General features: G+C 33.9%; 20 protein-coding genes. 3 read left to right on the top strand and 17 right to left on the bottom strand.

Going from position 1 to position 22,631, the window contains the following annotated elements:
* Positions 1 to 47 precede the first annotated feature (47 nt).
* The 14 genes from ACFE0M_RS12720 to ACFE0M_RS12785 form a co-directional block, all read right to left on the bottom strand.
* Positions 48 to 977 carry a bifunctional riboflavin kinase/FAD synthetase gene (locus tag ACFE0M_RS12720; RefSeq protein WP_434546151.1) on the bottom strand — a complete coding sequence of 310 codons (930 nt, stop codon included), beginning with the start codon at positions 975 to 977 and terminating at the stop codon, positions 48 to 50.
* On the bottom strand, positions 964 to 1,659 hold the full coding sequence (truB, locus tag ACFE0M_RS12725) for a tRNA pseudouridine(55) synthase TruB (protein WP_434546152.1): 696 nt from the start codon (positions 1,657 to 1,659) through the stop codon (positions 964 to 966). The genes ACFE0M_RS12720 and truB overlap by 14 nt, the downstream gene beginning before the upstream one ends.
* Positions 1,656 to 2,453 (bottom strand): undecaprenyl-diphosphate phosphatase, encoded by a 798-nt coding sequence (locus ACFE0M_RS12730; protein WP_434546153.1) that lies wholly within the window; start codon positions 2,451 to 2,453, stop codon positions 1,656 to 1,658. The genes truB and ACFE0M_RS12730 overlap by 4 nt, the downstream gene beginning before the upstream one ends.
* A gap of 2 nt (positions 2,454 to 2,455) precedes the next feature.
* On the bottom strand, positions 2,456 to 2,665 hold the full coding sequence (locus tag ACFE0M_RS12735) for a DUF3098 domain-containing protein (protein WP_434546154.1): 210 nt from the start codon (positions 2,663 to 2,665) through the stop codon (positions 2,456 to 2,458).
* 108 nt (positions 2,666 to 2,773) lie between these two features.
* A complete protein-coding gene (locus tag ACFE0M_RS12740; protein ID WP_434546155.1) occupies positions 2,774 to 3,670 on the bottom strand; it encodes a cell division protein FtsX in 897 nt (298 codons plus the stop codon).
* 116 nt (positions 3,671 to 3,786) lie between these two features.
* On the bottom strand, positions 3,787 to 4,677 hold the full coding sequence (locus ACFE0M_RS12745; RefSeq protein WP_434546156.1) for a hypothetical protein: 891 nt from the start codon (positions 4,675 to 4,677) through the stop codon (positions 3,787 to 3,789).
* A gap of 5 nt (positions 4,678 to 4,682) precedes the next feature.
* Positions 4,683 to 5,228, bottom strand: a complete 546-nt coding sequence (locus ACFE0M_RS12750; protein WP_434546157.1) for an RNA polymerase sigma factor — start codon at positions 5,226 to 5,228, stop codon at positions 4,683 to 4,685.
* A 135-nt stretch (positions 5,229 to 5,363) separates the two neighbouring features.
* Positions 5,364 to 6,017, bottom strand: coding sequence for a ligase-associated DNA damage response endonuclease PdeM (gene pdeM, locus ACFE0M_RS12755; RefSeq protein WP_434546158.1), 654 nt, complete (start codon positions 6,015 to 6,017; stop codon positions 5,364 to 5,366).
* A gap of 3 nt (positions 6,018 to 6,020) precedes the next feature.
* Positions 6,021 to 6,452: a DUF2147 domain-containing protein gene (locus tag ACFE0M_RS12760; RefSeq protein ID WP_434546159.1), complete on the bottom strand. Its 432-nt coding sequence runs from the start codon at positions 6,450 to 6,452 to the stop codon at positions 6,021 to 6,023.
* 38 nt (positions 6,453 to 6,490) lie between these two features.
* Positions 6,491 to 8,920: a ligase-associated DNA damage response DEXH box helicase gene (locus tag ACFE0M_RS12765; protein ID WP_434546160.1), complete on the bottom strand. Its 2,430-nt coding sequence runs from the start codon at positions 8,918 to 8,920 to the stop codon at positions 6,491 to 6,493.
* Positions 8,913 to 10,514 carry an ATP-dependent DNA ligase gene (locus ACFE0M_RS12770; protein WP_434546161.1) on the bottom strand — a complete coding sequence of 534 codons (1,602 nt, stop codon included), beginning with the start codon at positions 10,512 to 10,514 and terminating at the stop codon, positions 8,913 to 8,915. Before ACFE0M_RS12770 ends, ACFE0M_RS12765 begins: the two co-directional genes overlap by 8 nt.
* 47 nt (positions 10,515 to 10,561) lie before the next feature.
* The gene (locus tag ACFE0M_RS12775) at positions 10,562 to 12,490 is read right to left on the bottom strand and encodes a GAF domain-containing protein (protein ID WP_434546162.1); all 1,929 of its coding nucleotides are present in this window, start codon (positions 12,488 to 12,490) and stop codon (positions 10,562 to 10,564) included.
* A 171-nt stretch (positions 12,491 to 12,661) separates the two neighbouring features.
* Positions 12,662 to 14,869 (bottom strand): sodium-translocating pyrophosphatase, encoded by a 2,208-nt coding sequence (locus ACFE0M_RS12780; protein ID WP_434546163.1) that lies wholly within the window; start codon positions 14,867 to 14,869, stop codon positions 12,662 to 12,664.
* Positions 14,870 to 15,221: 352 nt separating this feature from the next.
* The gene (locus ACFE0M_RS12785) at positions 15,222 to 15,629 is read right to left on the bottom strand and encodes a hypothetical protein (protein WP_434546164.1); all 408 of its coding nucleotides are present in this window, start codon (positions 15,627 to 15,629) and stop codon (positions 15,222 to 15,224) included.
* A 160-nt stretch (positions 15,630 to 15,789) separates the two neighbouring features.
* On the opposite strand from ACFE0M_RS12785, the gene hppD reads away from it, so the two are divergent.
* The 3 genes from hppD (at position 15,790) to ACFE0M_RS12800 (ending at position 20,079) form a co-directional block, all read left to right on the top strand.
* Complete coding sequence (hppD, locus tag ACFE0M_RS12790) at positions 15,790 to 16,884, top strand: 4-hydroxyphenylpyruvate dioxygenase (RefSeq protein ID WP_434546165.1); 1,095 nt, start codon at positions 15,790 to 15,792, stop codon at positions 16,882 to 16,884.
* Positions 16,885 to 17,620: 736 nt separating this feature from the next.
* On the top strand, positions 17,621 to 19,342 hold the full coding sequence (locus tag ACFE0M_RS12795; protein WP_434546166.1) for a phospho-sugar mutase: 1,722 nt from the start codon (positions 17,621 to 17,623) through the stop codon (positions 19,340 to 19,342).
* A 236-nt stretch (positions 19,343 to 19,578) separates the two neighbouring features.
* A complete protein-coding gene (locus tag ACFE0M_RS12800) occupies positions 19,579 to 20,079 on the top strand; it encodes a metallophosphoesterase family protein (protein ID WP_434546167.1) in 501 nt (166 codons plus the stop codon).
* Between the two features lie 153 nt (positions 20,080 to 20,232).
* Here the strand turns inward: ACFE0M_RS12800 and ACFE0M_RS12805 are convergent, their stop codons facing one another.
* The 3 genes from ACFE0M_RS12805 to ACFE0M_RS12815 all read right to left on the bottom strand — a co-directional run bounded on the left by ACFE0M_RS12805 (position 20,233) and on the right by ACFE0M_RS12815 (position 22,606).
* A complete protein-coding gene (locus ACFE0M_RS12805; protein ID WP_434546168.1) occupies positions 20,233 to 20,826 on the bottom strand; it encodes a hypothetical protein in 594 nt (197 codons plus the stop codon).
* 231 nt (positions 20,827 to 21,057) lie between these two features.
* Positions 21,058 to 21,492: a preprotein translocase subunit SecG gene (gene secG / locus ACFE0M_RS12810; protein WP_434546169.1), complete on the bottom strand. Its 435-nt coding sequence runs from the start codon at positions 21,490 to 21,492 to the stop codon at positions 21,058 to 21,060.
* A gap of 4 nt (positions 21,493 to 21,496) precedes the next feature.
* Entirely contained in the window at positions 21,497 to 22,606 is a 1,110-nt protein-coding gene (locus ACFE0M_RS12815; protein WP_434546170.1) for a hypothetical protein, read from the bottom strand.
* Positions 22,607 to 22,631 lie beyond the last annotated feature (25 nt).

Genomic DNA, 22,631 nt, shown 5'->3' on the forward strand with positions numbered 1-22,631 from the left:
ATACATTGAAATTCAACACTAAGTTAAGTATTTTAATTTTCTTGAAGTTATTGATTCAATATTTGTAGCGCTTTTTCTTTATCCTTTTTCAATTGATTACTTAGCTCTTCTTTAGAATCAAATTTTAATTCGTCCCTTAATCTTCTTATGAAGCTTATTTTGATTTTTTCTCCATAGATATCTTCATTAAAATCGAAAATATTGGCTTCTATTTTTTTTGATTTACCATCTACAGTAGGCCTAAATCCAATATTGAGCATAGCTTTATGTTCTTTTCCTTTAATTTTGGCAATAACTGCATAAGCACCATTTGCAGGCACTAATTTGTAGGCTTCTTCAATTTGAATATTGGCTGTGGCAAAACCCAGCGTTTTTCCGATTTTGTCACCACTTACTACCTCTCCGTTGATTTCATAAAACCTACCCAAAAAATCATGGGCTAATTCTACTTTGCCTTCTTCAATGGCATTTCTAATCTTAGTAGAACTAATCCCTACATCATCTATTGTTTGTTTTGAGATTTCTTCTACTTGAAATCCATATCGATCAGAATGTTGCTTTAAATGTTCAAATCCTCCCTCTCTATCTTTTCCGAAACGGTGGTCATAGCCAATCACTAATCTTTTGGTGTGCAAAGCAGAAATAATGATTCTTTGAATAAATTGTTCAGAAGTCCATTGAGAAAATGCTTTGGTGAAATTTACTCTTACAATATGATCAAGTCCTAGCTGTTCAAGTATTTCGGCTTTTTCATCAAATGTGGTCAATAGTTTTAAATCCTCCTTGTTTTTTCCCAAAACATACCTGGGGTGAGGCCAAAAAGTAACTAATGCAGTTTCTCCATTAACAGACTTAGCCAATTCTATTATTCTACTGATGATTTCCTGATGCCCAAGATGAATCCCATCGAATGTTCCTATGGTGACCACAGCATTTTTGATGCCTTCTAAATTTTCATATCCGTTATGGACGATCATTTGTGCTTACTTTATTATTTTTCACAAAATCATTTAAGTTATCAGCATCTTCAACGGAAAAGTCACCGATTTTTGTTCTTCTTAATGCTGATAAATAGGCGCCTACTCCTAATCTCTCCCCAAAATCATGCGCCAAGCTGCGAATATAAGTTCCTTTAGAGCAGCGAACTTTGAATTTTGCTTTATTTTCTTCAAAACTTATTATTTCAAATTCACTTATAGTTACTACTCTAGAATTTAATTTCACTTCTTTTCCTTCTCTTGCCAAAGAATAGGCTCTTTTTCCATCTTTCTTTACTGCAGAAAAAATTGGAGGTGTTTGATTTATTTCTCCAACAAAATTTGAAGTAGCTTCTTTTAAATCTTCAATTGTAAGATGTTCAGTTTTAGCTTGAAATTCAGGTTCAGTTTCCAAATCGTAAGAAGGAGTAGTATAGCCTAATGTAAATTCACCGGTGTATTCTTTTTCTTGTGCTTGATATTTCTCTATTGACTTAGTCATTTTACCTGTGCAAAGAATCAATAATCCAGTTGCCAATGGATCTAGAGTACCCGCATGTCCAATCTTTTTCACCTTTAAAGCGAATTTTAATTTTTTTACCACATCAAAAGAAGTCCAATTGAGCGGTTTATCAATTAATAGTACTTTTCCTTCGTTATAATCAATCACTGTTTCAGTCATATCAATTGGCTTATTATAGCGATGCTTCCCACTATTGCACAATAGATAGCAAAATATATTAATTTACCTTCTTTAACGATTTTTATCATGGCTTTACAAGCAAATAATCCAGCTAAAAACGCCATCAGAAACCCTATGAAAAGAACTAACCCTCCTGTTTGGTTTGTTGTTGCAGGTTGTTCCATATAGTCTAATACCTTCAATAGTGATGCTCCTAAAATAGGAACTAATACCATTAAGAAAGAAAACCTTGCTGCTTTTTCTTTATTGACACCAATTAACAAAGCTGTTGCAATGGTAGCGCCAGATCGTGATATACCAGGTAGTATGGCTATTGACTGAGCAATGCCAATTATTATAGCTTGCCAATATTTCACGGGGCCACCTGTCTTATTTTTTACAGTTTGAGTAAAAGCTAATAAAACAGCAGTTACTAACAACATACTTCCTACTAAAAGCAAATTGCCTGTAAATAGGCTTTCGACTTGTTCCTCAAAAAATATCCCGATAAGACCTATAGGTATCATTGAAATGATGATTTTTAATGCAAAATCATAGGAATCGTTCCATTTAAATTTGAATATATCTTGGAAAATATTAGCTATATCCTTTCTGAAAACAATAATAGTAGAGAGCGCAGTGGCGGCATGAACCAATACCGAAAACAATAAACTTTCTGATGTATGTGCATTTAATAATACGGCACCAATTTCAAGATGTCCACTACTACTAACAGGTAAAAACTCTGATAATCCTTGGATAATTCCAAGAATAATAGCTTCAAGTATTCCCATTTTTAATGCTTAGGCTTCTTTAAGATTGCAAAAAATTCAATAATGAAGCCTATGAAAACAATCACTGGTCCAAGAGTAAGTCCTAAGAAACCAAAACCGTATTGTTTAGAATCTAAGGTCATGATAATGAAACCTATGATAAGGGTTATAATTCCAGCAATCATGAGAATGTAATTGCTTTTACCGAATGCTAATTTCTTTTTTTCTGACATATAAGATAGTTGTTACTTAATTAATGTTTAATTAAACAATATGTTTTCTTAAATATTGACCACTATTCAATTTAATATCTAATCAAGTATTGGCCTATTAGGTTTATTCTAATATAATTCATCCAAAGACATTGCCATATATTTTTGCATAGCTCTATATGTACTAAAACTTGCAATAAAAATGCTTGTGATAAAAAGTCCAGCAAAAATAATTAATAACATCTGTTGATTCTGTAATTCAGCAAGGCCTTCCAGCTTTTGACTTCCATAATTCAATAATCCAAAAAGTAGTCCTGCTGCGATTAAAGCAGAAATAATTCCATGCAATATAGAACGGTAAATAAATGGTTTTCTGATAAAACCCTTTGTAGCTCCTACCAATTGCATGCTTCTAATTAAAAATCTTTGAGAGAAAAGCGCTAATTTAATGGTGTTATTGATTAGGATTCCGATCACTATAAACAGCAAAATTGAAATGCTTAATAATACTATACTAATTTTGGTAATATTTTCATTTATGCTTTGCACCATGTTATTAGTATAGATCACCTCAAAAACCCCGTTTATGTTCTCTATATCTTTTTGTACTTCTTCCATTTTTTCAGATGAATGATATTCAGAGGCTATTTTGACTATAAAAGCATCTTTCAATGGATTATCACCCAAAAACTGCATAAAATCTTCTCCTGTTTCCTCTATGAATTTTTCTGCTGCTTCTTTTTTTGAAATAAAACGAATGGCTTCAATTTTATCCTCTTTTAAAATATATTCTTTTGAAGCTAATGATTTACTTACTCTTAATTGCTGTGGTTCAGAGAGATTGGATTTAAGATAAACTTGCATCTCGACATTTTGCTGTATGACTTTTGTCAAAGATGAAGTAGTGGTAATTAAAAGAGCAAAAAGTCCTAAGATGAAAAGCGCTAATGTCATACTGAATATGACACTGACAAAGGGATAATGCCCTAATTTTTTCTTTTTTCTATATTTTTTCTCTTTGCTCATATTTCAAAGTTCAAAAATAAGAATTTATTTATGCTTAGCTTATTAATTTACTATAAAAACAAAAAAGGCTTCTCAAATATTATGAAAAGCCTTCTCAATACGTTGTTATATTAATATTATTCTTCTACTATAAGCTGAATTTCCATTTTCAACATTTCATCTTGAATTTTTCTTAATTCAGTAATTTCAGTAGTCTTATCTTTGATAATATAAACTTCATCATTATGGCTAAGGAATAATTGTTTTTTTCCTCTATCGTTCAATTCAATGATTTGGTAAGGCATTTCTTTAAAATCTCCATATAAATAAAGCTTTGAATTGAAATAACGATAATGATAATTGTTTTCATTTTCTATAGCCTCCAAAAACTCAATTTCAGTCTTGTCAGCTCTGTTATGAGCAATTTCTTTGCTTTCTATTCTTTCTAAATCATCCTCATTTTGATTTTTGAATAGTCTGTCATCTTCATAGGAGATTAAAGCTTGTGGCTGAACTTTAGCAGTAATATCTTTTTCCTCTACAATTACTTCTTTGGTTTCTGATGCATTTATATCAGAATTGGAAGCTTTTATTTCAGGAATTTCAGCACCCTCTAGTTCATTATTGTTTTCGGTTATTTCAGGGAAATCAGATAATTGCTCTGTTTGAAATACGATCTCATGATTTGCTTTAATATCTACTGGCTTGATATTTTCTTCAAAAGAAATAAGAGACCAGTATAAGACACTACCAAAAATGGTTACACCGACCACCGTTCCAGCAAGCCATTTAGCACCGCTACCTGTCAATAATCCAGTATGGGTTGGTAAATCTATTGCAGATAATCTAGACTTTAATTCTAATTTTCTGGCATTGGAAATCCCTTTTACAATATTTTGTTGTAAATCAAATTCAGCTTTTACTAAAGGGTCTGATTTCACTTTAGCTTCAAGCATAGCTTTCTCAGCAGGGGAGATGTTCCCCTCAAAATAAGCTTCTATTAAGCGAAAATAATTGGTTTCACTCATAATTTTTAGTCTAAAAAGTCGCTGGCTTTATATCTTGACCGAATTAAATCGTCCAGCCTTTTTTTACATTTATATCTTTTTGTTTTAGCCGTATCGCTATTCGCAAGCCCCATTTTTTTGGCTATTTGATCCATTGAAAGACCGTCAAAATAATGATAACCTAAAATTTGCTTGCACGAATCCCCCAATTCATTAATACAATCATGAATGATTTTCACCATCTCTTGATTTTCTAATTGGTTATATTCGCTTTCTTCCTTATCGCTGTCCTCAAACTTCTTTTTTCTTTCCAGTTCTTTCCGCCAAAGATTTTGACAAACGCTAAAAAGATAAGTACTGATTTTTGATGTCAATTCAAAATTAACATCCATTGCTTTTTGCCAAAAGACAATTAAAGCATCTTGAAAAATATCCAAAGCCTCTTGCTCTGTACCATTATTTCTCAAAACCATTCTTAGCATCATTTTATAATGTTGTTGGTAGAGATAATCTAAAGCAGATTCATCACCCAATTTGATGCGTTGAATTATTTGACTGTCTGTTAATTTCATTTGTTAATACTGCTCAAGTGGATTTGGTAACCCCATGAACTAAATTTATTATAATAATACGTAATTTTTTATGAATATTCGAATGTAAAAAGCACTAATATCTTACAGCTCTATTATTTTGCTAAGGTTTATGGTTTAATTTTTAACCCACTCTTTTACAGTATCTTTTAAAACAATAAATATTTGACTGTCTTTTTCAACTGATATTTTGGCCAACCCTGTAAACCTACCAAAAGCTGGTAAGATGATTTGGTTTTTCTTTAAATAAAAACATGGAAGACTTAAGATGGATTTCCCTTTGCCCTTTAAACTAACTCCTGGATGAATATGACCACATAAATTTATTTTGTCTTTATTAATATCACCTTTGCTTATAGGATGGTGGCTTAAAAGAAAAGAACCTAACTGAAATGGTTCTTTTTCAATTTTCAATTGACTTAAATTGTAATTTGTATTACTTAGAATATCATGATTTCCTCTGATCAATGTAAAATCAATATCAGGATGGAGTTCCAGATAATCATTTAAGATGTTCCATTCGTGATTCAAATCACTATGAAACAAATCGCCCAAAAAGAATATTCTCTTTGGGCGAAATTTTGAAATAATGTTATCCAAGCGATCAATTTCTGATTTTATGATAGCAGTTGGAATAGCAATTCCTGATTTTCTGAAATGTGTCGTTTTTCCCAGATGTAAATCAGCAATAAAAACTGTTTCTTCGCTGGGCCAATAAATAACTTTGTTTTCTGAAAGCAGTAATTTTTCTCCTGCTAATTCTATTTCCAATTTTTAATTAACTTTTTTCCAAGTTTGAGTTCTATAGAAAAAGGCCACATAACCTCTTACTTTTAATTCATCTCCTTCTTTCCACAATACACAATCATAGGTTTTGCCATCTTTTGGATCCATAATTTCCCCATCATCATATTCATCATCATCCTCATCCCATTCCATTCCGCGTATGATTTCCATTCCTATGATTTTTTTGTTTTTCCTATCCCCTGGACAAACATCACAAATTGGATCTTGCTCTTCATCCGGCCCTCTGAAAAGCTTGGTTATTTTCCCATAAATCTTTCCATCCTTTTCATATATTTCTACTATACTTTTTTCTTTACCGGTTTCATCATCAATAGTTTTCCATTTACCAGTAACATCTGATTGCGCAAAAGAACAAAAACTAAAACTTGCTAAAAGTACTATTAAACTTAATTTTTTCATTTTTTATAAAATATTTAAATACCAAATGTAAAATAAATTTATATATTTTCTAATTGTAACTGCATTTTTGCCACTCTTTCTTCCAGCGTTTCCGTTGAGAATTTTTCCCTTAGTCTATCTACCATGATCGGAAACGCAAATGGAGTGGGTTTATTCGTTTTGTTATAAATAATTTTTTGTTGATTGATTTTTCGCATTGATTTAATTAATCTTTCTTCTTCTAGTTGTTGCTCAATCACTTCTCTATGTGCCTGCTTTAACAATAAATTTTCAGGCTCATATTCTGTGAAAACATCAAATAAAATAGATGATGAAGCTTGTATATGTTTTTCTTTAATGTTCTTTCCTGGAAAACCCTTAAAAATCAAGCCAGAAATTGAGGCAATATCCCTAAATTTTCTCTTGGCCATTTCCGTTTCGTTGATTCCCAATAATATATCCTCTTTTAAATTATCCAAAGAGAACAAATCCAAAGATAACATTTCTTCAAAATCAAAAACTTCATCTGTTAACAATTCGAAACCGTAATCATTCATGGCGATAGAAAAGGTTATTGGTTGTGAAACGCTGATTCTATATGCGATTAGTCCCGCTAAAACCTCATGGATAAATCGACCTTCAAATGGGAAAATGAAAATATGAAAACCTTCCTTTGAAATGACAGATTCTATCAAAAGTTCATCTGCCTTAGGTACGATAGATAGTGCTTTTTGCCTTTCAATTAAAGGCTGAATACATTGTAATTCAATTTCATCAAGTTGATTTAACCTAAGGTTCTCTAGTTTTTGCTTGATGTGAAAAGACAATTGAGAAGATAAGGGCATTCTTCCGCCCATCCACTGAGGGATTAAGCCTGTTTTTCTTTTACTTTTCTTGACCTGAACAGTCATATCTTTCAATCGCACATATTCCAAAGCCTTACCTGAAAACCAAAATACATCACCTGGTTTCAATTTACTGATAAAGTATTCTTCTATGGTGCCTAAATGCCCGCCTTTTACATATTTCACATTAAGCACTTGATCGCCCACTATAGTACCAATGGAAAGTCGATGTCGCATGGACATTCTTTTATTAGTTACTTTAATCTTACCGTCTTCAATTATAGTTTTATGGTATTCATCATAAGCCATTAAACTTTCTCCACCTGTTTTTAAGAATGTTAAAAGCCATGACCATTCCTTTTTAGTTAATTTTTGATAGCAATGTGTATTTTTAATTTGCTTAAATAATTTATCCGGCTCAAATCCATCACCTACTGCCAAGGTTACCATAAATTGTAATAACACATCCAATGCCATTTGAATGGGAATTCTGGCTTCAAAATCTTTTTTCTGGATGGCAGTTCTTAAAGCTGCACCTTCTATTAATTCCAATGAATGAGTCGGAAGAAAGTATATTTTACTGGTTTCTCCAGGCCTATGTCCGCTTCTTCCTGCTCTTTGGGCAAATCTAGCCACTCCTTTAGGGCCACCCACTTGAATGATAGTGTCAACAGGACGGAAATCTACTCCTAAATCCAAACTAGATGTACAAACTACTACTTTTATTCGTCCGTTATGCAAGGCCTCTTCTACCCAAGTTCGTATGTGGTTATTTAATGAACCATGATGCATGGCAATGGCTCCGGCTAATTCAGGTTCTTTATTTAGCAATTGCTGATACCAAATTTCTGTTTGCGAACGGGTATTGGTGAATATCAAGGTAGTTTTATTTTGATTGATGATAGGTAACACTTTATCAATCAATTTAATGCCTAAATGTCCAGCCCAAGGATATTTCTCTACCTCATCAGGTAAAATAGATTCAATTTTAATCTCTTTATCAAAATTGGCACTTATAAATTTACCTTGCTTATTATTTCCGCCCAGTAATACTTTTTGAGCTTCGGATAAATTTCCGATAGTAGCTGAAATCCCCCATATTTTTATTGTATTTAAACTAAATTCCTTAAACGAAGACAAAGCTAATTCTACTTGAATGCCTCTTTTACTGCCTAGCAACTCATGCCATTCATCTACTACAACCGCTTCTAAATTTTTAAAATATTCAGTTGCTTTCTTTTGGCTAAGCAATAAGTGTAAACTTTCTGGAGTCGTGATTAAGCAATCGGGAGGGGTCTTTTTTTGTCTTTGACGGTCTTTTGTAGATGTGTCTCCTGTCCTGATTTCAATTTTCCAATCATAGCCAAAATTATGGGTAGCTTCTTGCATGGCAGATTGAATATCTTTTGATAAAGCCCTCAAAGGCAGGATCCATAAAAATTTCAATCCTTTTTTAGGCTTTTTATCAAGTTTGGAAATGAGAAAAGCAATCCACAGGGCATAAGTTTTACCACTTCCTGTTGGGGCATTCAGTAAGCCGGAGTGCCCTAGTAAATAGTTTTCCCATGTTTCAATTTGAAAAGGGAACGGCTTCCAGTTTTTCCTTTCAAACCAATCGATACCTGACTTTATACGCTTATCCATATTTTTCCAAAAGTTCCTTAAGGTCAGATAATTGATTAGCTTCCAAAATGGATTTATCTTGTCTCCACCTTTTTATTCTAGGAAATCGAAGCGCTATTCCCGATTTATGACGTTTAGAGGCTTGAATTCCTTCAAAAGCGATTTCAAAAACCAGTTCAGGCTTTACAGTTCTAACCGGCCCAAATTTTTCTTTCGTATTTTTCTTTACAAAGGCATCTACTTTTTTCATTTCCGCATCTGTCAATCCTGAATAAGCTTTTGCAAAAGGAATGAGTTCATCTTTATTCCAAACTGCTAAGGTATAATCAGAATATAAATCAGCCCTTCTACCATGTCCTTTCTGGGCATAAATCATTACGCCATCTATGGTGAGAGGAGCAATTTTCCATTTCCACCAACTTCCTCTTTTTCTTCCTGATTCATAAATGGAATCTTTCTTTTTGAGCATCAAGCCCTCTGTTTTCAGGCTTCTAGATTTTTTACGGATTTCTATTAATTCTCCCCAATCTGAAAACATTATACTATCTGAGGATAAAAGTCTTTGGTCGTTAGCATTTTTAATAATGCTAGAAAGTTTTTCAATTCGATAGTTAAGTGGCTTTTCTCTAATATCTTTTCCATTGATTTCAATCAAGTCGTAACAAATGAAAACGACCGGAGCTTTTTTTAGTAAGTTTTTGGTGATATTTTTTCTCCCTATCCTTGTTTGTAAAACGGCAAATGAAAGAGGTTCTCCATTTCCATAGGCTGTAATTTCCCCATCTAGAACAGTGCCATTCGGTAGGTTTTGAGCCATTTCTTCTAATTCTGGAAATTTTTCAGTAACTAGTTCTTCTCCTCTGCTCCAGATGAAAACCTCATCATTTCTTTTTATGATTTGTCCTCTGATGCCATCCCATTTCCATTCTGCTTGCCATTCCTCCGGATTTAAATCAGTTTGAATTTCTTCTGTTTCAATGGGATGGGCCAAATAAAAAGGGTAGGGTCGAGAGGCTAAATCGTTTTTGCTTTCTTCCAAAATAAGTTCTTGAAAGGTGAAATTATCAGCTGACCAATCTCCCATTAAGCGGTGTGCAATAATGGGTTTATCTATTTCAAAAGCTTCACTTAGTGCCTTTGTAATCAAATTTTGAGAAACACCCACTCTCCACCCACCTGTCATGATTTTGGTAAATACAAAGCGTTCCTGTTGATCTAATTCATTATAAACCTGATAAAGTTGAGCCTTTTTTTCTTCAATACTTTTGTCTTTTAATTTGATTAAAGTTTCAATATAATGGGAGAGGGGTTTATCGATTTCTTTATTTACACTTTCATTTGAAGCTAATAATAGGGCAATGGTTTCCGCCAAATCACCTACCACATGATAGGATTCTTGAAAAAGCCATTCCGGAATTCCCGTCCATTCGGTTATCCATTCTTTAAGTAAAGAGGTATTGACAGTCCTTTTGGGTTTCCTATGGGTGAAAAGAGCTAATGTCCATATTTTGTCTTGGTCATTAGCTGAAAGAAAATAGCTTTTCAAAGCCTTAACCTTATCATTGGTTTTATTGCTTTGGTCAATGGAAGTTATGAATTGTGCAAATTCTTTCAAGTCAGATGCTTTAAGAATTGTATAACAGCACTAAATTTATAATGTTATTACAATTTTTCTTTCTTGATGAAAATACAAGCAATTTTCACTGCATTTCCTTGTTCATCTGAAACGGGCATGCAATGAGCCACCACAGGTATTTTTTGTCCTTGTTTATTGATTAAATGAGAAGACTTACTCATGGACATATTATCTGTAATATTTATCCAAGTCTGGTTCCAATCTTGGTCTTCTTCGTCTAAGAAAAGTCTTTTTCTATCTAATCCTGTTAGGTCGTCACTATCCCAACCTGTTTGTAATTCCAATTGGCTATTGATTTCCAAAATCTCGCCATTTTTTCCAAACTCAGCCACCATAGTTGAAATACTAACAGCCTGATTAAACGCACCCATTTCACGGCTCTGCCTTTCCATTTCTTCTTGAGTAGCTTCTAATTCTTCTGCATTTTGGCGCATTTCTTCTTCTTGAGCCTGTAATTGCTCAGCTTTCAATTGAGATTCTTCTAGTAGTTTTTTGGTTTCCATCGACACCTGCAAGCCTTGTATGGTGGAAGCAATACTTTCCCCAACTTTCTCTATAAAGTCTCTATGATGTTCTTGATAAGGTTGGAAAGAAGCTAATTCAATTATCCCAAATACTTCTTCATTTAGTTTCATTGGGCTAATTAAAATGTGTGTTGGGTTAGCTTCACCTAAGCCTGAACGAATAGATACATAGTTTTCCAGTATTTCAGAGAGGTAAATAAATTCTTTTTCCAAATAACATTGTCCCACTAAACCTTGTCCAGGAGCTATTTCTTTATCAATATATTTTTGTCTGTTATAAGCATAAGCACCTTTGAGCACAATTTTTATGTTTTGCTCATCTTCTTTGTTTACTATAAAAAGTGAACCTTGAATGGAATCTGTGTATTCCACTAATTCAGAAATCAGGCGTGCAGAAAGGTCTTCAATATTATCATCATTTTTACGAAGAATATCTCCAAATTTGGCCACACCTTCATTAAACCAAACTCTTCTTTTATCTTCTTCTGCCACATTTTGAAGTTCATTACGCATTTCAGCTAAGGATTGCCCTAAATCGCCTTGATTATCAAAAACGGTAATATCTGTATTAAAATCCCCTTTTCCCACTTCCTCTGCAAATCTTGTAATGCCTTTAAGATTTGTTGTTAATTCATTGATGGCTTTAATAATGGAGTTTAATTCGTCTTCTGATTCTTTCATTTCCTCCGGAAGATTTCCATGAGATAATTCTCTAATATTTACCTTTAAATATTTAATTCTAAGTAAAACAGAACGAATGATATAAAGCGCTATAGCAGTACTGATAATAAATGCTAAAATAAATTCAATTGTAAGAATTAACGGGATATTTTCTTCTGCCTCTTCAATACTTCGAATGGATTGATTTTCAGCCTTTGCTAATTCTTCCTTAATATTAGTAGTGAGGAATGTTAAATGCATAATGTCATCTATGATTGCCTCACTATTTAATTTCTCATAACTTAAATCAGCGATTGCTTCTTTCTGTTTGCTTTTGATAATGGGTAAATGGGCATTCAATTCTTCTGTATAAGTTATAATATCCTGATTTCCGAATTCCCTTACCAAACTGTCCAGTTCATCTACTTTAGGATAAATATCATAAAACCAGCGATTTTCAATATCATTTTTAAAAAAATCATCTTCCGTACTGATGTAGCGGAATGATAAAATAGTAGTCAAATCAACCAATTGTTGAATTTCAGCAGTAAGCCGGCTACTATTTTTGTTGAGTGCTATTAATTCCTTTCCTTTATTTATTTGCTTATTCCATGAGTAATTACTACTAATGAGCATAATAATGGCAAATGCGCCCATCAATAAAAATCCAATGGTAATTCTACCTTGAAGCGTTTTAAAATCTATGCGAATATATTTTTTGATAGAGAATTTTCTCTTATGTCTATTTCCTTGAGAATTTTTTTCTGCCATTAGGTTCGAATTTGTATTGATGCTAAAAGTAACAGCAAAATATAAATGATTTGCTGTAAATACAATAAAAGCTTTATGAATTGGTGGGAGAAAAAAGTTTTAAATTATTTCTAATAAAAAAAGGTTAGCTGGAATACCAACTAACCCTTCTATTATCAATAAAAATAAATCTTATTTTTCAGCTTTGATTTGCTCGCTTTTTTCAACCACTATTTCTTTTGATTCTTTTTTCACCTCTGCAGTGCTGTGATCTTTAACAGAAATATGAGGAGCAATTACTAATGCCACAATAGACATTAATTTAATCAAAATATTCATAGATGGACCTGAAGTATCTTTGAAAGGATCACCTACTGTATCACCAGTTACAGAGGCTTTGTGGGCTTCAGAACCTTTGTACTCCATTTTTCCATTGATTTCAACCCCTTTTTCAAATGATTTTTTAGCGTTATCCCAAGCACCACCGGCATTGTTCTGAAATATACCCATCAAAACACCTGATACAGTAACACCGGCTAATAAACCACCTAAGATTTCAGCGGAAGAAGTATCTTCAAATACACCTTTCAATCCAAATCCTACCAATATTGGAGTTATTAAAGCAATAGCGCCTGGCAAAATCATCTCTCTGATCGAAGCTTTAGTTGAAATATCCACACATTTTTCGTATTCAGGTTTGGTTGTACCTTCCATTATGCCTGGCATTTCTTTAAATTGTCTTCTAACTTCCTGAACCATATCCATAGCGGCTCTACCCACAGCTGCTATAGCCAGAGAAGAGAAAATAAATGGGATCATACCGCCAACAAATAAAGCGGCTAAAACAGGTGCTTTATAAATATCAATTGAGTCAATACCGGATATTCCTACGAAAGCTGCAAAAAGTGCTAATGCTGTTAAAGCAGCTGAGGCAATGGCAAATCCTTTACCCGTTGCAGCAGTAGTGTTTCCTACTGCATCTAAATTATCTGTTCTATCTCTAACTTCTTCTGGTAAGCCACTCATTTCAGCTATACCACCTGCATTATCAGCAATTGGTCCGAATGCATCAATTGCTAATTGCATAGCAGTTGTCGCCATCATACCTGCCGCTGCAATTGCTACACCATAAAGACCAGCAAAAGAATAAGAAACTACGATACCTGTAGCCAAAACCAAAATTGGTAATACAGTAGATTGCATACCTACTGCTAAACCACCAATAATGTTGGTAGCCGCACCAGTGCTAGATTGTTTAACTATTGATAAAACAGGTTTTCTGCCCATAGCAGTATAATATTCTGTGATTATACTCATTAAGGCTCCAACAATCAATCCCGTGAAGATTGCCCAGAAAACATCCATATTAGTAAATGCAAAATCTCTGATGATCATGGTTTCAGGAAGCATCCATCTTACTAAAAATAAAGAAGCAATAACTGTTAAAATGATGGATGACCAGTTCCCCCAATTGAGTGCTTTTTGAACGCTATCAGTTTCTTTGGAAATTCTTACGAATAGAGTACCTATAATTGAGAATAGTAAGCCTAAGCCAGCAATGATCATAGGTAATAGGATAGGAGCAACACCTCCAAATTGGTCTTCAGAGATAATTTCTCTACCCAATACCATGGAAGCTAAAATAGTTGCTACATAAGAACCGAATAAATCGGCACCCATACCCGCAACATCACCTACGTTATCTCCAACATTATCTGCAATGGTAGCAGGGTTTCTTGGATCATCTTCAGGAATTCCAGCTTCTACTTTTCCAACTAAATCAGCTCCAACATCAGCCGCTTTTGTATATATACCACCTCCAACACGAGCAAATAAAGCAATAGACTCAGCTCCTAAAGAAAAACCAGCTAATACTTCCAATGCTTTTTCCATTTCCAAGCCGTTTACATCACCGCCTGTTTGTATTACATACAAATTATATAAGAAAATAAATAATATACCCATTCCGAAAACGGCCAATCCTGCAACACCTAATCCCATTACAGTACCGCCTGAAAAAGATACTTTTAAGGCTTTCGCTAAACTAGTTTTGGCCGCTTGAGTAGTTCTTACATTGGCTTTAGTGGCAATGTTCATCCCTACATATCCTGCAAATGCGGAGAATACTGCACCTATTAAAAAGGAAATTGCAATAACAGGAGAAGATGTCTCTACCAATGTTCCTGAATAAGCCAGTAATATACCAGCAATTATTACAAAGTAGAACATCACTTTCCATTCAGCTCTTAAAAATGCCATAGCGCCTTTGGCTATGTAGCCGGCTAATTCAGTCATCCTTTCATCTCCGGCATCTTGTTTTGATACCCAAGCGGATTTAATAGCCATAACAATCAGTCCCACAATCCCGAGAATCGGGATAATCCAGATAATATTGCTCATAAGATTTATTTATTTTTTTAAACCCTGCAAATATAGAGGGATGATTGGGAAATGGAAATAAAATATTAAAAGAAAATGATGATTGGGTAATTTGCCCAATTGCAATAGTTCATTTGGTTAAATGAATAATGAGGCAACTAGGAATTCACTATTGATAAAAACTTTTAAAGTAATTAAATTCATAACGACACACGCGATATGCATTCGCTATTTTTTGAAGAAAGCCTGTAATCTTTAAAAAGAAAAATCCTTCTCTGTAATGAAAAGGATTTCTCAAGATATCATTATTATAAAATTACTAGGCTGGTTATGCGTTTCACGTTTGCCTTGACTATAAAATGAAAAAATATATTTATTTAGCTCTCCATACGACCTCTTTATGGTCGTTTCCTGCCTGTAATACTATTCTTGTAGGCTGAGGAGCTAATGCTAAAGTTACTTTAGCGCTTGCAAAATCATCAGCTTCCACTAACACACCATGTCCTGGAGCCACATCTATAGAATCTCCATCCACAATATATTCATCTGCTAGATAGGCTATTGGTAGTAATACATCATTGTCAGGACAGAATTCATCGTGAACATCTGCTAATGCTTCTTCCAAGTATTCTCCATAATTTTCTTGAAAATCGTCCTCCATGTCATGAAGTTCTTCTTCGATTTTGTCGTAGTCTTTATCAGCATAGTTGAGTTTACTCAAAGCTATTTTAGCTTTTACTAATGCTGTTAAATCCTCGTCTAATTTTTTAATATCTATCATGCTTTAATGCTGTTATTTTCTGAGCGTAAAATTCTTTAGATTGCCAATAACTTCCAAGTAAATGGAAGACTATTTAGGAATAGTTTCATATTTATTTCAATTACTGTCTAAAAAACATAATTTTGAACTATAAATAATTATGCAATCGATTTAAACTACTATGGAACAGGATTTTTTGCCAATTAATGGCACCGATTACATCGAATTTTATGTAGGTAATGCAAAGCAATCTGCTATGTATTATCAAACAGCTTTTGGTTTTGAGTTAAAAGCCTATGCAGGACCGGAGACAGGAATAAAAGATAGGGCTTCTTATATGTTGCAACAAGGGAAAATCAGATTGGTTTTGACCTCTTCTTTGGCTCCTGATACCGAGGTGGCTCAACATGTAAATCTTCATGGAGATGGAGTGAAAGTATTGGCACTCTGGGTTGATGATGCAGAATTATCCTTTAATGAAACCACCAAAAGAGGTGCCAAACCCCATACACCGCCTAAAGTTATCAAAGATGAACATGGGGAAGTCACAGTGGCTTCTATTCATACTTATGGGGATACCATTCATACCTTTGTGAATAGACATGATTATAATGGTGTTTTCTTACCGGGCTTTGTTGAAAAAACAAGTGAATTGCCAGTTAAGCCTATTGGTCTAAAATATGTTGATCATTGTGTAGGAAATGTTGGATGGGGAGAAATGAATAAATGGGTAGATTTCTATAGAGATGTAATGGGTTTTAACCTGCTAATTACTTTTGATGATAAGGATATCTCTACTGACTATACTGCATTAATGTCTAAAGTGGTTTCAAATGGTAATGGCTTTATAAAATTCCCAATTAACGAACCTGCCGAAGGCAAAAAGAAATCACAGATTGAAGAATATATTGATTTTTATAAAGGAGCTGGTGTGCAACATATTGCCATCGCAACGGACGATATTGTAGATACAGTTTCTGAAATGAGAAGGAGAGGGGTGGAATTCTTGAGAGTGCCGGATACTTATTATGATGATTTGTTTGAAAGAGTTGGAGAGATTGATGAAGATATAGAACCGATTAGGGAAAATAATATATTGGTAGATAGAGATGATGAAGGCTATTTGCTTCAGATTTTCACCAAGCCGGTTCAAGATAGACCTACTGTTTTCTACGAAATCATCCAGAGAAAAGGAGCAAAATCCTTCGGAAAAGGAAATTTCAAAGCTTTGTTTGAGGCAATTGAACGAGAGCAGGAGCTGAGAGGGAATTTGTAAAATTAATTATTTAATTTCAATGACCTACAGTTTGAAATTCACAAAGCACATGCTACATGCGTGCGCCCAAAGTCGTTAAGTTAAGCTTTTTTATAAAATCAATTTCTATAAAAATTCCACAAGAAGATGAATTTTTCTTTACTGGATTCTTAAATTTAACGCCCATGGTTGTGTCTCCACAACCATAAAAAGTAGCAGGTACTTATGTATTTATAAGCATGCTTCGATGCATTTGTGGAGACACAAATACGGGCAAAAAAGGATAGAGAAATCACAAACTTAACGACATTGCGCGTGCGCCAACTGGGAATTTATAAAACTAAGTTTAAGCTAGCAATGGCACACGCAACACGCGTACGCCAACTGGCGCCAGTTTAATGAAGGCTTTCTCGGTCTGACGGTTGGAACTGTCTGACCGAATAATTAAAGCATCATATTTGTAGATTAGCGATTAGACGGTTCCAACCGCCAAACCGCAAGTTTCAAAACCTGCCACGTTTTGAAACTTATAATACAAACTTTATATGATGGCACACAACTTCGCTAAAGAAAATTTTTAAAACCATAGAGCACCAATTTCTATGGTTTTTTCTTTTTCAGCATTTTTCGAATAGTATTTATTTTTTGCTAATTGATTATTCTGTAATTTAAGCCTTATAATACACGAGGAAATCATGTGTTTAAGCACTAAGCTTTTGAAAATTAGATCTTAAAACATTTAAAATATAGAACCAATATGACAAGTCAGGAGAAAGCCCAACAATGGTTAGATAGTAAATCAGTAGATGAAGCCACCAAAAAGCAGATTAAAGAACTTCAGGAAAATAATAAAGAAGAATTTGAAGAATCATTTTATAAAGATTTGGAATTCGGAACCGGTGGTTTGCGTGGGATCATGGGAGTGGGTAGCAATAGAATGAACAAATATACCTTGGGAATGGCGACACAAGGTTTAAGTAATTATCTCAACAAAACTTTTACAGAACAAGGTGTTTCTGTTGCCATAGCCCATGATTGTAGAAATAATGCCGAGGAATTTGCCAAGGTAGTGGCGGACGTATTCACAGCTAATAATATTAAAGTATTTTTCTTTAATAGCCTGAGGCCTACACCTGAATTATCTTTTGCTATTCGTCATTTGGGATGCAAAAGCGGAGTGGTACTGACGGCTTCTCATAATCCTAAAGAATATAATGGCTATAAAGCTTATTGGACTGATGGCGCACAAATGGTAGCTCCACATGATTTGAATGTAATGAATGAAGTAAAGTCTATTACCTCTATTGATGATGTCCAATTTGAAGGAAAAGAAACATTGATTGAAACTATAGGCGAGGATATTGATGAAGCTTATTTGGAAGAGGTGAAAAAAATATCGCTTTTTCCTGATGCATCAGAAGCTGATAAATCCATTGACATTGTTTTCTCCTCAATACATGGAACAGGCATTACTTTAGTGCCTAAAGCTCTGGAAATGTATGGTTTCAAGAATGTACATATTGTTGAGGAACAGGCTGAACCAAATGGCAATTTCCCTACAGTAGTTTATCCTAATCCTGAAGAGAAGGAAGCGATGTCTATGGCTTTGGCTAAAGGAAAAGAAGTTGATGCAGACATCGTTATGGCTACTGATCCTGATGCTGACCGAGTAGGTATTGCGATTAAAAATGCCAAGAATGAATTTGAATTACTAAATGGTAATCAGACGGGCTCAATGCTGATTTATTATTTATTGAATAGGTGGAGCGAGTTAGGAAAGTTAGATGGAAATCAATACATAGTAAAGACCATTGTGACCACCGAACTTTTCAAAAATATTGCAGATGCATATAAAGTTGAAAGTTTTGATACTTTAACGGGTTTTAAAAACATTGCAGCGGTTATTCGAGATCTTGAAGGTAAAAAGACTTTCATTGGAGGGGGAGAGGAAAGCTATGGTTACATGATCAGCGATTATGTACGCGACAAAGATGCTATTGCTTCCGTTGCCATGATAGCTGAAATGACAGCTTATGTAAAATCACAAGGAAAAACGCTTTATGATTATCTTATTGAGATGTATATGAAGTTTGGTTTTTACCGTGAAGATTTGGTTTCTATTACTAAAAAAGGAAAGTCTGGTAGTGAAGAAATTAAAGCAATGATGACCAGATTTAGAGAAGAACCACCAAAAAGCTTGGCGGGAACTAAGGTTTTGGAGGTAAGGGATTATCAGAAATCCACCATTTTGGATATGGAAAGCGGAGTTAAAACCAAGTTGAATTTTGATTCTTCTAATGTATTGCAATTTTTCTTGGAGGACGGAAGTAAAATATCCGCAAGACCCTCGGGTACTGAGCCAAAAATTAAGTTTTATGTAAGTGTGAAAGGGAAATTGAGGAGTAAAGAAAGCTTTGAAGAGAATTTTGCAGAATTGGGTAATATTATAAAGGCTTACTTAGATGGATTGGATTTGTAGTACTGAAACTTCGTTTCAATAGACTAGATTCCTGTTTTCGCAGGAATGACGCACGGAATATAGCGATTAGGTTATAAAATATTGTAATCTAAAATTTAGAGAGATTAACTTTTTGTTAAAAGACAAAATTAGATTAGAACGTCATTCCTGCGGAGGCAGGAATCTATCCATTTTAATCTCTGATTAAAATACCTATCAGATCCTTAATTTGTTAACACAAAATCAATCTCCAAAACATGAAAATAGGTTTAATTTCTGACACCCACAGCTATTGGGACGAAACTATCCATCAATATTTCAAAGACTGTGATGAAATATGGCATGCAGGGGATATAGGTGATTCTGGGCAGATAATGGAAAAGTTAAACGAAATTGCGCCCTCTATTGGGGTTTATGGAAATATAGATACTCCTGAATTCCAAAGAGAATATCCAGAGGATTTATTTTTTGAGCGAGAAGGCATAAAAATATTTATGACCCATATAGGAGGGAAGCCACCCTCTTATAATCCAAGAGTAAGAAAATTAATTGAATCCAAAAAGCCAGATGTTTTTATCTGTGGTCATTCTCATATCCTTAGAGCTATGCCAGACAAGAAACATGGAAATTTGCTTTACCTAAATCCCGGTGCTGCTGGTAATCAGGGTTTTCATAAAATGAGAACCATGATGCGTTTTGAAATTAATATAGGGAAAGTGGAGAAGTTGGAGGTGATTGAATTGGGGAAAAGGGGTTGAGGTGATGAAATGATTAGGTTAATAGGTATTTAAGTTATTCTCCTAAAATATTAATCTGGTTTGAAATCCTGATAATTTCTAAGATTCATGGCAAAAAAGTACAAAGAAAGGTAAACCACTTGGATTCCTTTTCTTTGCTCTTAATAGAATAGGTTAAAATGAATAAGATATGTTTAATCCTAGACTATGGTATCTTACAGCACTTTCGAAGGGCCCACTTTCAAATGAGTTTATTATTAGTGTTTTACGGAGATATGATATTACCCTGTCGTAATTAGCTCCTATAGAAATCTGCTCATTTAAAACATAGTTTATTCCTATATGTCCTAATAAAATGTAATCTACTCCTTCTTCTTTAAAGGTGTTTCCAAAGTAAGATCTTTCGGCAAAGAAAGGCTGAAAGAAATATCGTATTTCTGTCCCAGCTTGAACCTGCCATTTTTTGGTAATATTAAATCCTAACTGTGGTTTTATGCCAATATAAAACCGGTTTTTAGCCAAAGTCTGATCTATGAAATCAATCTCTCTGTAGTATTGAAGAAAATTGTCAATACCAGCAATATTACCGCTATTAGTGAAATTAGTTAGACGGTCCTCATAAGGGATTCCTAAAATCATTCCTCCATTGATGCCAAGAGAAATATTAAAGCGTCTATTCATATTGTAATGAAAACCATTTTCTATTTGAATTTCAGTGGTTTTAAAATCATTAACATAGAAGCTGTTTTCAAAATCAACTAATTTCACTTCAAAATTTAGATAATTTTGAAAATTAGAGTAGGTGTCTTTTTCTTGATTCTCACTTAAATTTTAAGAAAATAAGTTTTGAGGATTTACTGCCAGGCATAAAAGCAATATGAAGCTTAATAAGAATCTCATCTACCAGTCTTTGTAATAAATATAGACATTAATTGATTGGAACAAAAAAAAGGGAAACCTTTCGGATTCCCTTTTTAATAGCATTAGTGCTAAATTAAATTATTCTTCTGAATTTCCTTCTTCAGTATCTTCTTGAAGTCCTTCAATCAATTCTTGATTTCCATCTTCTTGACCTTCAGTATTTCCTTCACCTTCTGCTGGAGGCAATAGTCCTTCTTCTTGTCCGCCACCTTCCATTCCTGGAAGTAAAGTTTCATCTTGGGCTTTTTCAATGTTAGGACTTGTAAAGCCTGTGTCAACTGTCGTGGTTTTAATTACAAAAGAAGAAGCTAAGCTTAATACCACCAAGCTGATAGCCAAAACCCAAGTGATTTTTTCTAAAATATCACCGGTTCTTTTTACACCCACAACCTGACTAGCTCCAGAACCTCCAAATTGGCTGGATAAACCACCGCCTTTAGAATTTTGAGCCAATACAACCAATACCAATAAAATGGCTACTAAAATGATTAAAGTAATTAATAATGTTAACATGTATTTATGATTCTTTTTTTAACTCATCTATAATTTCGACAAAGTACGTCTTTTTTTGTGGAAATTTCCAAATTAATTTCTTGTAAATATCAATTGCTTTTTGCTTTCTCCCTTGTTTTATCATCAATTTTGCCAAAGTTTCCGAAACTACATCGTCCGAAAGATTGGTGCTATTGGCTGATAGATCTTCTGCTTCCTGCTTATTTGACTGATTATCAGGGTCTATTCTTTTGGTAAGAACGGGCTCTTTTTGAATAAAGTTATTGATGATGTCCAATTGCTCTTTTTTGTGGGCATCGCTTATTTTTAATTCTTTTCTTGAGGTTATTTCCTCAATTATATCATGTTCATCTTTTTTTGGTTTCTTTGATGTAGATTTAGTTGTGTCAGTTTTTTTTGCAGCAGTAGATTTTTTAGAACTTGTTTTTGCTGGGCTTGCCTTTTTAGGACTTGCTTTTGTTCTACTTGCTGTTTTGGCAGTGCTTGTTTTTTTAGCAGTACTTTTAGCGGTAGTTTTCTTACTTGCAACCTTTTTCGTAGTAGAGGTTTTAGAGCTAGCGGGCTTCTTAGTAGTTTTTTTGTTAGTGGCCGTTTTTGGCTTTGAGGTTGGCTTTTTAGCCTCAAATTTCTCTAATGTTTTTTGATAATTTTCCTTCTCCTCCTTCAAAGCTTCCATATCTTTAAATAATTCTTCAAAGAAAGAATCGGGTAAATGGGAAGTTTCTGAAATTGGCTTAGTTTTTAAATCGGAAGTTGAATCGGTTTCGACCGTACTTTTAGTCTTATATCCTTCAAAAGGAGCCTCCACAACTTTATTTTTTTCTTGTGGAATTGTTGATTCTTTTTGAGGAGATTCTTTCGATTCAGTTACATTTGATTGGTAATCTTGAGTTAAAATTTCTTTAAGATGTTTTCTGTCCAATGCATATATAGCAGATGTTTGAAGACATTTTTTTTCGGATTCAGGAGAATATTTTTTAGAACCTAAGGTAATTAAAGGAGATAAGGCTTGAAAATAGGGGAATTCTTTCTTCAGATCATTCAAATCTCTGAAGTCATTTTCTTCTAATTTTTCTGGTTGGTTAATGAGGGTTGTAAGCCTTTGTTTGTCCACTTGGTTCTATTTTAAGAATTAAAGT

The organism is Marivirga sp., assembly GCF_051117495.1.
Taxonomy (GTDB): domain Bacteria; phylum Bacteroidota; class Bacteroidia; order Cytophagales; family Cyclobacteriaceae; genus Marivirga.